At 54.5% G+C, this 13,793-nt stretch carries 15 protein-coding genes; all 15 read right to left on the bottom strand.

Going from position 1 to position 13,793, the window contains the following annotated elements; all coding sequences use genetic code 11:
• Positions 1-4: 4 nt before the first annotated feature.
• Positions 5-835: a carbohydrate ABC transporter permease gene (locus tag AC3RCL_RS05525; RefSeq protein WP_192569581.1), complete on the bottom strand. Its 831-nt coding sequence runs from the start codon at positions 833-835 to the stop codon at positions 5-7.
• Positions 832-1,716: a carbohydrate ABC transporter permease gene (locus AC3RCL_RS05520; protein ID WP_009593160.1), complete on the bottom strand. Its 885-nt coding sequence runs from the start codon at positions 1,714-1,716 to the stop codon at positions 832-834. Before AC3RCL_RS05520 ends, AC3RCL_RS05525 begins: the two co-directional genes overlap by 4 nt.
• A gap of 114 nt (positions 1,717-1,830) precedes the next feature.
• The gene (locus AC3RCL_RS05515) at positions 1,831-3,336 is read right to left on the bottom strand and encodes a response regulator (protein WP_492534762.1); all 1,506 of its coding nucleotides are present in this window, start codon (positions 3,334-3,336) and stop codon (positions 1,831-1,833) included.
• The gene (locus AC3RCL_RS05510) at positions 3,329-5,206 is read right to left on the bottom strand and encodes a cache domain-containing sensor histidine kinase (RefSeq protein WP_492534761.1); all 1,878 of its coding nucleotides are present in this window, start codon (positions 5,204-5,206) and stop codon (positions 3,329-3,331) included. The genes AC3RCL_RS05515 and AC3RCL_RS05510 overlap by 8 nt, the downstream gene beginning before the upstream one ends.
• Positions 5,207-5,429: 223 nt before the next feature.
• Positions 5,430-6,563, bottom strand: coding sequence for an SGNH/GDSL hydrolase family protein (locus AC3RCL_RS05505; RefSeq protein WP_492534759.1), 1,134 nt, complete (start codon positions 6,561-6,563; stop codon positions 5,430-5,432).
• Positions 6,564-6,615: 52 nt separating this feature from the next.
• Positions 6,616-8,031 carry a radical SAM protein gene (locus tag AC3RCL_RS05500; RefSeq protein WP_192569583.1) on the bottom strand — a complete coding sequence of 472 codons (1,416 nt, stop codon included), beginning with the start codon at positions 8,029-8,031 and terminating at the stop codon, positions 6,616-6,618.
• A 16-nt stretch (positions 8,032-8,047) separates the two neighbouring features.
• Complete coding sequence (locus AC3RCL_RS05495) at positions 8,048-8,836, bottom strand: prolipoprotein diacylglyceryl transferase family protein (protein ID WP_492534757.1); 789 nt, start codon at positions 8,834-8,836, stop codon at positions 8,048-8,050.
• A 66-nt stretch (positions 8,837-8,902) separates the two neighbouring features.
• Positions 8,903-9,166: a hypothetical protein gene (locus tag AC3RCL_RS05490; protein WP_009593178.1), complete on the bottom strand. Its 264-nt coding sequence runs from the start codon at positions 9,164-9,166 to the stop codon at positions 8,903-8,905.
• Between the two features lie 220 nt (positions 9,167-9,386).
• Complete coding sequence (locus AC3RCL_RS05485; RefSeq protein WP_096775082.1) at positions 9,387-9,833, bottom strand: VOC family protein; 447 nt, start codon at positions 9,831-9,833, stop codon at positions 9,387-9,389.
• 82 nt (positions 9,834-9,915) lie between these two features.
• On the bottom strand, positions 9,916-10,842 hold the full coding sequence (locus tag AC3RCL_RS05480; RefSeq protein WP_492534756.1) for a sigma-70 family RNA polymerase sigma factor: 927 nt from the start codon (positions 10,840-10,842) through the stop codon (positions 9,916-9,918).
• Positions 10,842-11,447 (bottom strand): DUF2087 domain-containing protein, encoded by a 606-nt coding sequence (locus AC3RCL_RS05475; protein WP_492534755.1) that lies wholly within the window; start codon positions 11,445-11,447, stop codon positions 10,842-10,844. The genes AC3RCL_RS05480 and AC3RCL_RS05475 overlap by 1 nt, the downstream gene beginning before the upstream one ends.
• Before the next feature lie 236 nt (positions 11,448-11,683).
• Positions 11,684-11,872 (bottom strand): hypothetical protein, encoded by a 189-nt coding sequence (locus tag AC3RCL_RS05470; RefSeq protein ID WP_009593181.1) that lies wholly within the window; start codon positions 11,870-11,872, stop codon positions 11,684-11,686.
• Between the two features lie 213 nt (positions 11,873-12,085).
• Positions 12,086-12,628, bottom strand: coding sequence for a histidine phosphatase family protein (locus AC3RCL_RS05465; protein ID WP_492534754.1), 543 nt, complete (start codon positions 12,626-12,628; stop codon positions 12,086-12,088).
• A 15-nt stretch (positions 12,629-12,643) separates the two neighbouring features.
• Complete coding sequence (locus AC3RCL_RS05460) at positions 12,644-13,090, bottom strand: NUDIX hydrolase (protein WP_096775077.1); 447 nt, start codon at positions 13,088-13,090, stop codon at positions 12,644-12,646.
• A gap of 43 nt (positions 13,091-13,133) precedes the next feature.
• The gene (locus tag AC3RCL_RS05455) at positions 13,134-13,565 is read right to left on the bottom strand and encodes an NUDIX hydrolase (protein WP_492534753.1); all 432 of its coding nucleotides are present in this window, start codon (positions 13,563-13,565) and stop codon (positions 13,134-13,136) included.
• Positions 13,566-13,793 lie beyond the last annotated feature (228 nt).

Genomic DNA, 13,793 nt, shown 5'->3' with positions numbered 1-13,793 from the left:
TTCGTTATTTGACCGCTCCGTTCGTAACCCCCGCAAAAATGTACCGCTGCATGAACAAGAACAACACGACCGTCGGAATGAAAATAATGAGAATGCCTGCCGAGATCACGTTCAGCTGCGCCGCGTTCGGACCGATGAAGGAATAAATCGCGGTGGATACCACCTTCAGGTCTTGGCTCGGCATATACAGGTACGGCGTGTAAAAATCATTATAAATCGAAATGCTCTTCAGAATGACCAGGGTCGCCGTAGCCGGCGCAAGCAGCGGGAAGATGATGGAACGGTAGATTTTGAACAGGGACGCCCCTTCCAGCATGGCGCTCTCATCCAGATCCCGCGGGATGCTGTTCACGAATTGCAGATAGATGACGATCTGGAGCACGTCGGCTCCCAAGTACAGCAGAATCGGCGCAAACATCGTGTTGTAGGCTCCCAGGCTCTGGATGACGCTGAAGGTAGCCACCTGCGTCGTGACCATCGGAATGACCTGAGCGACCAGGTACATGCCCATGATCGCTTTTTTCATCTTGAATTCGAACCGTCCGACCGCATAAGCGACCATGGTACCGAACAGGATGTTGCCGACCACCGAAATGACCAGTACGATCAGGATATTGCGAAATCCGAGCCCCAAATCCCCGATGTCGATCACCCGCTTGAAGTTCTCGAAATTAAGGAAATTGTCGGGCAAGCTTAGGCCGGATTGATAATACTCCACCTGGGTCTTGAACGCCCCCACGAAGATCGAGTAAATCGGGAAGAACACCACGAACAAAGCGACAACCAACGTGAAATAATTGAAAATCCTAAAGCCGATCGAGCCTTCCCTTCTCATGATTGCTTCTCCTCCCTGAACAGCAGCTTCCGTTGGATGACAATGAACAGCAGCACGATGATCAGCAGCACGACCGCCATCGCCGAGGCCAGTCCGAAGTTCTGATACTTGAATGCCGTATCCACCGTCTTGATGACGAAGGTCGACGTATCGTTCGCCCCGAGTAACATCACGAACGGAATATCGAACGCTTCGAGCGCGCCCGTCAAGGTGAGGATCAGCATCAGCTCCAGCACGCCCCGGATGCTAGGCAAGGTAATGTAACGGAACTTCTGCCAGCCCGATGCCCCGTCGATGGAGGCCGCCTCGTACAGGTCGCCCGGTATCGACTGCAGCGCCCCGATAAAGATGACCATGTTCAGCCCCATGTACTTCCACATCGAGATGAAGGCCAGCGCAAAATTCACGATCCCTTTATCGCCCAGCCAGCTCTGCTGCCAGGATTCGAGTCCCAGCGCGCCAAGCAGCGTATTCAGCGAGCCGTATTCCATGTGGTACACGTTCTTGAACATGATGACCGTAGCCACGCTGTGCAGCACGTACGGCAGGAACAAGGCGACCCGGAAGCCGTTTCTCCCCTTCAGCTTGCCCGTCAGAATAACGGCAAAATAGAGGGCAAAGACGACCTGGATGAGACCCCCGATCAGATAATACAGATTGTTCTTGAGTGAGCTGAACACTTCGGGCTTCGTAAAAATCTCGACGTAATTGTCAAAGCCGATAAAGTTCATATCCCAGCCGAGACCCGACCAGTCCGTCAAGCTGTAATACAACAGCGAGAGCGCCGGATAATAAGAGAAGGTCAGTGACAGGAGCACGGGAATGGCAAGGAAACCGAACAGAATAAGATAGCGCTGCGTTTTATAACTGAAATTGAACACGTTCCCTTCCTCGCTTTCTGGATGAAATGGTACCGTTTTCAATCATTATAAAAGACAGCGCCCCGAAAAATAATAGACTTTGTTTGCTTTTATTGTCCTCAGTTTAGATAACAGTCACCTAACAAAATCGCGGTACTCCTTTGGCGTTTTTCCGGTCATTTTTTTGAACACTTTATTGAAATAAGCCGGGTCCGGGTAGCCCACGCGTTCGCCGACCATATACGTCTTGAGCCCGTGATCCTCCTTCAGCAGCCGCTTGGCATGCTCGATTCGCACGGCGATGCAATAGTCCGTAATCGTCTCGCCCGTTTCGGTCTTGAACAGCTTGCTCAAGTAGCTCGGAGTCAGATAGACCAGGTCGGCGAGGTGCTGAAGCTCCAGCTCCTCGGTGTAATGCCGCTGAATATAGGCCTTGATCGTCTCGACAGCCCGATGCTCGCTCTTTCCTTGATCCAGAAGCCCGGCAGCAGCCTCTACAGCGCGCTTCAGCCGGCCCGCGAACGAACGCCAATTCTCGCTGTCCCCCGGCTCCAGGTTCCAATCTGCATCCCCTGCGTCAATGCCGCGCTGCTTCATCTCTTCCGCCACATGCGACTCCAGGGTCAGGCAAGCTTCCCTCAATTCGGCCCAGCCGGGCCGCAGGGAAGCCGTCTCTTCCAGCCAAGTGCCCATCGCCGCCGACAAGCGTGCATACTCGCCTGCACGCAGCGCCGGAAGCAGCTGTTTATCCAAGGAACGGACAAGCCGGTAGCGCTCTTCCCGGTGAACCGCCGCTATGCCTTCGCCTCCGCAGTTGCGCCGTTCATCGCTGTACCAAGCCTGCTCCAGGACGCTCGCGGCTTCCCTATAGGCTTGCGGGAGCCAGCGGCTCCCGCTGAATACGCCGCTGATGCCCAGCTTCGCCGAAGTGCCCGCGGGAAGCTGCTGCAGCAGCATGGCCGCCCATTCTCTCGCCATATCCGCATGGCCGGACTCGGCGATGGACGCCAAGATCGCTTGCCTTCCTCCTTCGCAGCCGATGATTCTCCGCTCCGTCCCCCAGACCGACGTCCACGCCAGCAGCCTCTCTTCCGCGATCTCCGGGAACGTGCGAAGCAGGAGCACCGCGTAATGTCCGTGGAACAGCGCCTTCCGATCCAGCCGGTCGCAGACTTCTTCGAACAGATGCTCCGGCATGGTTCGCTGATCCGTGCCTAACAGGAAGCTGACCAGATCGTCCGACTCCAGCTTGCGCTCGTTCTGCTCGCCCTTCACCAGCTCGTCGACGTTCTCCAGCATGCGGAGCAGCTCTTTCATGTTGACCGGCTTAAGCAAATATTCCAGCGCTCCCTGACGCATGGCGGTGCGGGCATACTCGAAATCGTTGTAACCGCTGAGCACGGCGAATTTCGTGCGGCAGGCCATCTGCTTGATATTCGCCATCAGCTGGAGCCCGTTCATTTGCGGCATTTTGATATCGGTAATGACCAGGTCGGGCTGGAGCTCATGCCATTGATCCAGCAGCTCCTGGCCGCTTGCAAACGTCCCTACGACCCGATATTGCTCGCCTGCGTCCCGTATCAGCTTGCCAAGCCCCAGCCTGATCCGTTCTTCATCGTCCACCACGGCGATGTTAAGCATTTGCAAGTCCTCCTGTCCTCGGTTCTTCTATATGTTCCGCGGGAAAGGTAATCCGAACGGCGGTTCCTCGCCCTTCCTCGCTGTCTACGGTAAGGCCGTAGGGTCTTCCGTATCGGAGCTGCAGCCGCTCGTGCACGTTTCGCAGCCCGACTCCCCGGCCGTCCGTTCCTGGGGACTGCGCCTGATCGAGCATGCTGCGCAGCCTCGCAAGCGCTTCTGCCGACATGCCCAGCCCGTCATCCGTAACCGTAAACACATGGTTCATGCCATCCATGGCATAGGTAATGGTCAGATGCAGCACGGTTTTGTTCTCGTCGAAGCCGTGATTGACGGCGTTCTCGATGATCGGCTGAAACAGCAGCTTCATCACTCGAATGGAATCAGCCCCCGGATCATCCGGCAGCGTCAGCACGAACCGCTCGCCGTACCGGTAATTCAGCAGCTCGATGTAGGCTTTGACATGCTCCCACTCGCGCTTCACCTCCACGACCTCGCTGCCGGCATGAATGCTGTAACGAAGCTGCTGCCCTAACAGCTGAACCATGTCCCCCACTTCCTGATCGTTATGAAGGACGGCCGTCATCCGGATCGTTTCCAGCGTATTGTAGATAAAATGCGGATTGATCTGGTGCTGAAGACGCTCCAGCTCCGCCTCCTTCTTCCGCTTCTCGATCGCGTAAATATCGTCGATGAGCTGTTTGATGCGTGCCATCATCCGGTTGAACGAGACCCCGATCAGCGAGGCTTCGTCCCTCCTTCGGACCGGGAACACCACATCCAGCTTGCCGGTCTGCACCTGCTTCATCAGATGGACGATGGACCGCAGCGGCCTTGTCAGCGCATGGATCAGAATCAGGGAAATGATGAGGGCAAAGCTGGTAACGCCGACAGCCGCCGCGATCGTTATCTTGCGGGTCTTCAGCGCATCCTGCATCAGCTGCCGCTCCGGCACCGTAATCAGGATCAGCCAGCCGGTCTGCTCGGATTTCCGGTAAACGACAAGCTGCTCCTCCCCGTCGACCTTATGGCGAAAGCTTCCTTCGTTGCCGGTGGCCTGGGCAAGCGCCGCATTGTCGGTCATGCTGCGGGACAAATATTTCTTCTTGCTGTCATAGATCACGGTCCCGTTGTCATCCAGAATGAAGGTGGTGCCGTGCGTCGTCTCCTCCAGGTCGGTGACGATGTTCTCGATCACGCCGATGTTGGCATCCACCACAATGGTGCCGATGGAATGGTACGATTTATCGATGATGTCGCGGACGACCGTGAACATGTACTGCTTGCTGCCGGCGGACACGGCGATCTCCTGGGTGCTGACCAGCACGGGCCGGCCGCCGGCCTCCGTGGCCAGCTTGCGCCAGTTGTCATAGTACTGCTGCAGATTCGAACGGTTGCCGCCGCTTTTGACCACGTAATAGGGGTTGCCGAAAAGGTCGAACAGGTACACGTTGCTCGTGCCTTCTTTGATGTTGTTCATGAAATAGATGCTCCGCTCGACCTTGCGGGTAATCTGGAGCTTCAGCTCGCTCTCGTTCAGGCTTGCCGATTCCTTCGGCTGCCCTTCCGCCTGGTAATGCCGATTGGACATCTCGAGCCCGGACTGAATTTCATTAAGGTACGAAGGAATGATCGAAATTTTCATCATATCGGTCACGTAATCATCCAGCTTGCCCATCATTTTGCTCGACAGCTGGGACACGTAGGCGACCGTATTGTTCTCGATGGTGGCCGTATAACGCTCTGCCGCAAAATACGTGATGAGTCCGATCGGCAGGATAATCAGAAACAGAAAGACCACAAACAGCTTCCGGTCCAAGCGTCCGGCCGGCCGCTCCTTCCATAGACGGGTAATGTAGCCGCGCAGGTTCACGTCAGTCGACCTTCTTTGCATAAGCGGTGGATTCGCGGAGGATGAAGTCGCCGGCCAGCAGTATTTCATTTATTAGGTAAACAATTAAAACTTTTGAATGCAGCGACGGCGCAGACAAAAGCCCGTTCCAACCTGGAACGGGCTCTCTCACGATTGTAGCTTATGAACGTTTCATGACGCCTTTCGTTAATTAGCACGCTAACCGTTCACCCCGTTAACGGTTCTATCGCCTTGCTGCTGCAGCCATATCGCCGATCACTTGCCTTAGCACAGGCTCAAGCCGGTCCGCCATCAGCTTGAAGCCGAGGTCCGTCGGATGAACCCCGTCAACGGTCGTTTCCCCGGGATCGTCGCCTAACCAATCCGATCCGTCCACAAACGTTAGGTTATGGTCTCCGGCCACCGTCAGTTCCCGAATGAGCTCCATCTGAAACTTTTTCCGTTCAAGCCGTCCTTCGCGAAATTCCGGCATGAACGACTCGGCTCCATGAGGGATGCGGGATACCAGAATGATGGGAACCTCCGGATGGAATTTCCGGTAGGTCTCGATATACCGCGGCAAGGTCTGACGATAAGCTTCGGTCCCTCCGCAATTCGCCTCATAATCAATCACGAGACAGGCCGGCTCCGAGATTTGGGCGGCCAGTTCGGCAAGCTCCGGCTCTCCCTTGCCGTTCCCCGAGAAGCCCAGGTTGATAAACTCCAGATGGAGCCTGCGGCTTAAGATGTTCGTGTACGACATGCCGGGCCGCGACGCGCATCCGCCTTGCGTGATGGAGGTTCCGTATATCACCACTCTCGAGCTGGAATCATAGGGCTCCGGCGCAAGGACCTCGGCTCCCGGCTCCATTCCGATCCATATCTCCTCAACGCCCTGATATAAGGGCATGTTGAGCAGGAACGAGCGTGCTTTGCGGTCCTCGACAGTGAAAAGGCTGCTCTCATACTCTGCCTGACCTGGCTGGAAACGGGCGGTTCCTGCATGTTTCCACTCGCCCGGGCCGCCGATATACGCATCCACTCCGCACTCCCCGGTGGAGGGCATATGGTACATGCCGGATCCTGCCGTCAACCGCACGCGGACGGATACGTTCCGCGAATCCGTTCGGAAGCGGATTTGACCGCCCGATGTGCAGTTCGCAAGCATATCCACCTCCGGTCGGACGGGGACCTCAGGTACGGCGGGCAGCCTGCGATAGATGCGTTCGGTGTCGAACCAGGCAAAGCCGGATACTCGGAATGGCTCTTCCAATGGGGAATACCATAACCATTCGTCCGCTTCGACGTGATCGATCTTCATGTTCTGATCCAATTGAAACGGAGACACCTTCTCAGGTTCAGGGCTATTGTTCTGCACAATGTCGCCTCCCTATGTAAGCTCGAATTGAAGTACATTTCCTTAGAACGGCTTATCTGTCCCATGCGGTGGCAACCTCTTCCTTGAGCTCCTTCAGCAGCTCTTCCTTGTCATCCCGGTAAAACATGTTATAGGTGTCGAACGGGATCATCCGCCCGTCGGGATGCACGATATGCACGCAGGATTTCTTGACGGACCGGACATCGAAGTTATGGGCATCCAGGAACTGCATGATAATGACCCGGAAGACGTTGTCGTACGTAATCTGCTCCGGCACGGCGGCCAGCGGCAGGCAGCAGAGCAGGCTCTTCAGGGAAAGCGCCGAGGATTGCGGCGAGTGGCCCGTCGACAGCAGCTCAAACATCTTGCCCCGGATGACCGGGTCCTGTTCGAATACAATCGTGTTGCTGTCGCCTTCAAGCAGGATTTCCGGGTCGATCATCCGCGTCAGCGGGAGCACTTCCCCGCCCAGCTTCAACGCATAACCCATGGCGAGGCAATCCGGGTGGCAGGGCACCGGCAGAATGTCCGCGTCCGTAAACACTCCGGACTGGTCGATGATCATCCGCCGGACTTCGCTTACGGTCAGCCGATCGGTTGCCGGATCATACCCCTCCAGCCGTCCCGCCGCCTGAATCGGCTGAATGGTGACGCCGCGCACCGCCTTTTGCTGAAGCCCATACTGAATGATGTCGCCGATTTCGCCGTCATTTAGCCCTTTTTTCAGCGTGACGACCAACGTCGTGGAGATGTTGAATTCATTCAGGTGCTCGATAGCCTGCCGGCGGATGCGCCGCAGGTCGGCCCCTCTCAGCTCCTTCAGCACATGTTCCTCAAAGCTGTCGAACTGCAGGTAAATCTCGAAGCCGGGCATATACTCGGCCAGCCTCCGCGCAAAATCGCGGTCCTGGGCGATGCGGATGCCGTTCGTGTTCACCATGATATGCTTGATGGGACGGCTTTTGCACATATCCAGGATGTCGAAGAAATCCGGGTGCGTCGTCGGCTCGCCGCCGCTGATCTGCACGATGTCGGGCTCCCCCTCGTTCTCCACGATCCGGTCGAGCATGAATTCGATCTGTGCCAGCGACCGGTAGGAGGTGCGGTGCGGCGACGATTCGGCGAAGCAGATCGGGCACTGCAGATTGCAGTGATCCGTAATCTCCAGCAGCGTGAGGCAGCTGTGCTGCTCATGGTCCGGACACAGTCCGCAGTCGTAAGGGCAGCCGTAACGGATCGGCGTATTCCAGACGAGCGGCATTTCGGACGGCTTGATGAACTTTCGCGTCTGATGATAATACTCGGCCTCGGTTGCGATCAGCACTTTTTCCGGACCGTGCACGAGGCATCTTTTGAGCATATACACCATGCCGTTCTCCTCGATGATCTTGGCTTCCACTTTGCGATAACAGGTCGTGCATATGCTGTTCGTCAGTTCATGATACAGATAAGGCCGGTTTTTTGGCATAATCATACTCCTTTGGTCAGCTTGGAAGACGGGAATCCGACGTGAAGCGGCGAAGCTGGTTTCTGCCGCCGATCAGCCATGCGTAATAGATGAGGCCCGCGATGCAGGCCAGCTGGATATTGTTCAATCCCAGGTAAGGATGCGGCGTCGGCTTGATCCATTCGATCGCCAGGCGGAACAGCAGATACCCGGCCATGAACCACTGGAACATCCGCCCGGACACATAGCCCTCGCGAGTCGATCTGCCGCGGCTTTGGCGGTACAGCGGCACCAGCAGCAGGGCCAGCACGATCAGGAAGAGGATCTCATACAGCTGAGTCGGGTGGCGATAGATCCCGTCGCCGAAATCCACGCCCGTGAACCAGGTTGTCGGCGTGCCATAGGTGTGGTCGTCGAGTCCGGTCAGAAAACAGCCGATTCGCCCAAGGCCCAGGCCCAGCATCAGCGGGTACACGAAATCATCGCCCGTGGAATGCTTCCAGCCCACCCAGCGTTTGGTCAGCTCGACGCCGATCAATCCGCCGAGAAGACCGCCGACAATCGTCTTGCCACCCCAGAGGAGATGGAATTGGCGCAGCTGTTCCCAAGTGGCCGCCGGATCCTCAAACCAGTACAGCAGCTTGGCCCCAATGGCAGCCCCGGCGATGATGCCGGCCAGAAGCTGCAGGCTCATCAGCTTTGTCATGCCGCTCGGCCGACGGGTCCATAAATATACCCGAAAGCCGATAAAGTAGGCCAGCGATTCAAATAACACATGCGGATGAATCCGCCAGGAGCCCAGGTACAAATAAACAGGAAATTCCATCCGCCCACTCCTTGAATGAAAACTTGAGTTGAAAATAAGACCTTGTTCGAGTTCGAAACGCGTACTTTAATAGGAAAACAGGATCGTTCCGCAAATCGCGAGCAGCAGCAGCGTAAGCCCGCCCAAGATGGCTAGTATGGAGACGATCACGGTCACCCATATGTTCCTGGATCGTCCGGGCATGCCGGGAGCGGGGGGCATTTCGCCGCAGCGGTAGCGGCAGCGGCCCGTCTCCGGATTATGGCATTCGTCGCACACCGGCTTCCCGCATCGCGTGCACTGCGCGGCGGCTGCCCTTTCGGGATGGTTCATGCAGCGGTAAAATTCCATCGAATCACCTCATTTGGCATTTAACCCTTATATTGCCTATTGTAAACGCTAACGGAGAATTAGACCACCACCTGCAAACGACAGATGGTCCTGGGGTGAATATTCATAAGACGTCATAAGATGCCGCCGTTTCCAATCGGAATCGCGGAAATAAAAAAAGGCAAGCCCTCTGACTCATTCAAAGCCAGCGCTTGCCCTTCCATTCTTGCGGCTCGATGGGTCAGCTCGTGGGTGCATCCTGCCAAACATTAAACTTGTTGCCGTCGGGATCCTTGAATTTGAACTGCAATCCGCAGGAACCGTGATCTACCAGCGGCTCGACCTGTGCTCCATTTTCCCGCAGCCGCTTATGCAGCTCCGTAATATTCTCGACCTCGAAGGTTAACGAGAACATCTCGTAATTCTCCCCTTCCCATTGGTTGGTTATGAAGTTGGCTGTTCGGTTATCCAGTGTTTCCAGCAGGAATAACCACTGTCCGTCCCCTAAGATCAAGATGGCGCCTGTATCGTCGCATTTTCTCACCGTAAGGCCAAATAGCTCCGAGTACCATTTTACCGCCAGCGGAAGATTCCTTACCGGGAGATAATTGCAATGAACCTTCTTTAGCAGCGGCTTGTTCAAGGATTGGAGCTTGGGTGCTTCGTTTAATGGGTTGTCTATCGTCATTCGATTCACCTCTTGTTCAATGTGGTTTCAATATATAGACGATGGAACCGGACCGATTCCGTCACGGAGAGCCATTTTTTTATCAATTCGGTTCAATAGCATGATACTTATTGCCGTCAGGATCGTAGAATACCAGCAATTTGCCGAATAAAGCATCTTCCCGGATCGGCTCCATTCCAATCCCCTGTTGATGCAGCCGCTGCTCTAACTCCCCAACGCTCGCTGCTTCGAACGTGAGTACAGGCATGCCCGCCGGGGCGTGGCGCTGACACTCGAGCAAATACAATTCCTGTCCGGATTCCAGCACCGGATTGCCGTGCCTGCTGGTTCCCAGATGAAAATGCAGGATAAACCAGGCGGTGGCCTGCCCCTTATCCGTGACTGGAATATAGAAATGACCGGCTCGCTTAAGGACATGTTCCGAGACCTGCTGCTCGAAATCCCTCCCCAAACGATGAGTAAGGAAATAATGCTCGAAGTCACGGGCTAGAAGCTGTTTCAAAACTTCTCTGGCACGTCGTATTCGGCTTTCAACCGCAGATACCGACATGTTAAGGAACTGTCCGATCTCTTTCATGGACCACTCGCTTAAGTAGTGCAGCACGACAACGGATTTACTCTTCTCCTCCAATCCCTGCAAGGCTTCCCAGACGGAATCATGGATCACATATTGTTCCAGCCATGGCGTGATATTGTCCGATGCTGGAGTCGTTTCGTGCAGGGGGAGAGCCTGCTTGCTTCGTTTGGCAAAATCGAGGCTGGTCCGGCGCGTTATCGCATACAGCCAGCTGCCCAGTTTCGCTGGATCGTTCAGCGTATGGAGGTTGCGATAGCACTTCAGAAATGCTTCCTGCACCGCATCCTGTGCCTCGTGGAAATCTCCCAGCACGCTGTACGCAACGGATAACAGGGCGTTGGAATACTCGTTGACGATCATCCTGTAGGCATCAAAATCCCCCGCTTTGGCATCCTCGATCCGTTGATGGGTTAGCGGCGAATGTTCTTTCATTAGGACAGATCCTCCCACCGTGCCCACATCTTCTCCGGATTGAGCTCATACACCCCATTGTCCCGGAACATGAAGTGATGCATGATAAACTCCCTCCGGATCGTCGCAAAGTCTTCATGATACTCTTTGATAAACTCGTTCATTTCCTTCTCGCTGTACTTCCGTCCCTTCTCCAACCGGGATACCATATGCGTAAGCACGATGAGTTTCTTCTTTAGCTGGGCAGGGATGCTCTTCAGCTTCCCGTCGGAGGTGAAGAAGTTCTTGATCACGGAATCCCTCATCCGCCGTTCTTCTTCCTGCAAGCTTTCCGTTACGCCCTCGGACCGGACTCTTTGGTAAATCAGATTCTCCGTCGCTGTCGCACTGTTCTTAATAAAATAATCGTTCAGCGAAAAAAAGATCGTGTTCTTGTCCCTGCGTTCGTTGATGAGGCTCGCTTCCCGCAGCTTCGCCGCGTGGTGCGTAATCGTAGCCGGCGTGACGCCGATCTTCTCGGCCAGAAGCTGGCCGTTCATTTCGCCTTCCGCAAGCAGGATGAGCATCTTGATTCGGGTCGGGTCTGCGAGCGCCTTGTGATAACTGACCACCTTATCCAATTGCATGGTTATCGACTCAACTCCTTATATAAATTTAACATCTATCTAATTTATAGTTTGTTAAATCAGATGTTAAACCATCCGAATTACAAAGTAAACCTCCTCATGGAGAATGAAGGCCCTGGCACCATAAAAAAACCCGCCCTTCTTCATGAAGGAACGGGTTTTTCGGATGTTGCGGCTCCACGTACGGAACACGGTTGCTCTGTTGCTGTTGACCTAGATATCAGCACAGCTGCATCTTACACTACCGCTGCGTCCACTCTGGACTGATCGGCATTCTGGCATCGTTTGCATACCTTCAGCGCCGTGCCGTCCGATTTGTTGGCGACGTAGAGAAGTTTGATGCGCGACGTGCTGCATACCGGGCATGTGCCGCGGCCGCGCGATGGCATGTTCCATAGTGCGCGGCCCCGTTTTGTTTTGGCCATGGTTCATATCCCCTTTATTTCATAATCTCCAATGGTATTTCGAACCCATGCACGCCGCTCGCCTCCGCCGCGATTATTCTTTGTTATGCGAAGCTCAATCCTTAGGATGGACAAGCCGGATATCCGTGCAACTCCATTATAGGGGACGGGCCATCGCCAAATATAGGGAATAAATGCTTATGAAGTCTTTTTTACATACGCCTTCTTTCGTGGCTATGAATTCCATATCCGCTGGATCTCCGGTATATCTGAACGGAAGCTGAGCTTATATACGTCGGGATTGGAGAAAGCCTCCCACTCGTTGAAGCCGATCCGGTCATCGTAATGCTTCAGCAGAAGCGAGATCAGATTGCCATGGGATACCATAACGGCATTTCGGCTTGAACTCTGCAGGACCTCATGGACTACGCTTACCGCACGATGCATGGCTGTACGGCTTGATTCTCCGCCTTCAAAGCACAAGTCCAGATCCTCATAGGTTCTGCGCAGCATCTCCCGCCATCCAGGTGCATTTCGACCCGACAGTATTCGCTCGGTCAACCTCTCATCCAGCACAACGGCCACGCCCATGCGATCAGCCAAGGGTCTAATGGTGTCGTGAGCCCTGCGATAAGAACTTGAAACAATACGGTCAATCCCTTTGTCGTGCAGAAATTTAGCAAGTTCAAGCGATTGCTGAAGCCCCTGCTCGGTTAACGGAGCATCCGCCGCTTGTCCCTCCGCTTGGCAATGGCGCACGACGTATATCTTTTTCATAGGACCAGCACCTCCCTATAATCCAATATTGCGCTTGAGCCCTTGATAGCTTCCTGACTCCGGAAATCCGCGCTGAACGATCGTCATAAACTTCTCGGAAAACCCGTGGTTTGCTAAATCTGCGATCGGGACCATGACCACATCGCCGATAGGATTGAGATCGAACTCATTCGTCGGGAGGCGGATTTCCCCCTCCAAGCGTTCCAGCAAAAACGTAATATGCAAAAGTGATGGCGATGAATCCGGCTTATCGCATAAATACAGAAGCTTGGTCACTTTTGTAACAAGCCCGGTCTCCTCTTCCATTTCCCGAATCATGGCTTCCTCCAGCGTTTCCCCTTGCTCTACCCTTCCTCCCGGAAGCGACCAGCCGCGTTCCGACGAAACGCTCTGTTTGACCAGCAGAATCCGTTCATCTTCGATCAAAATTCCGGTGACTCGAACCTGCAATAGGCTGCTCATACCCTTCCCCCATTCTTAGGATTTTGCTTTTCGAAAACCATGCTTATTTAAGCTTCCTCCGCGCCTCCTCCGCCCGCCGTACGCTCTCCATCGTCCACGGCGGCGTCTGGGGATGATCCCTAATTTCCGACGGCGTCATCCACTGCACCGAATCGACCTCGTCCGGGCTTTTGCAATACGGCGTTCCTCCATCATACTCGCACAAGAACACCATATTGATGACGGAACGGCCATCGCCCGTTACAAACGAAGAGCTGTAGACATATGTAACGTTTTCCTTCACCTCAACCCCGACTTCTTCGTAAAGCTCCCGCTTCACCGTGCGCTCCAGAATATCCGGCGTGCTGCCTTCCTTGTCGACCTTGCCTCCCACGAACGAAAGCGTTCCTCCTGCGTTCTCTTCCTTCAAGCTGCGCGTTATCATCAGCCACTGCCCGTCCTTATGCACGGCACCTTCCACATTGACGATGAACATGAGCCTTCTCCCCTTCATAAACCTCTTCTATCTTACTTTATATGATCATACCATTGACTCTCACCTTACAGGAGACCTTAAAATAGGTTCCAGCATTTTTTTAAATGAAAAAGTCGGCTCATGCACCATATGAAGGGGACCCAGGGTTGGTGCGATTCATCTTTGGTCGTCGCTTCATTTTTGCATCATCAAGGATTTCCTGAGTTAAGATTTTTTCGCCTTTTTGAT

Source organism: Paenibacillus sp. MT86 (genome assembly GCF_058792535.1).
The sequence above is the reverse complement of the archived record's forward strand: the minus strand, read 5'-3'. Positions and strand labels throughout refer to the sequence as shown.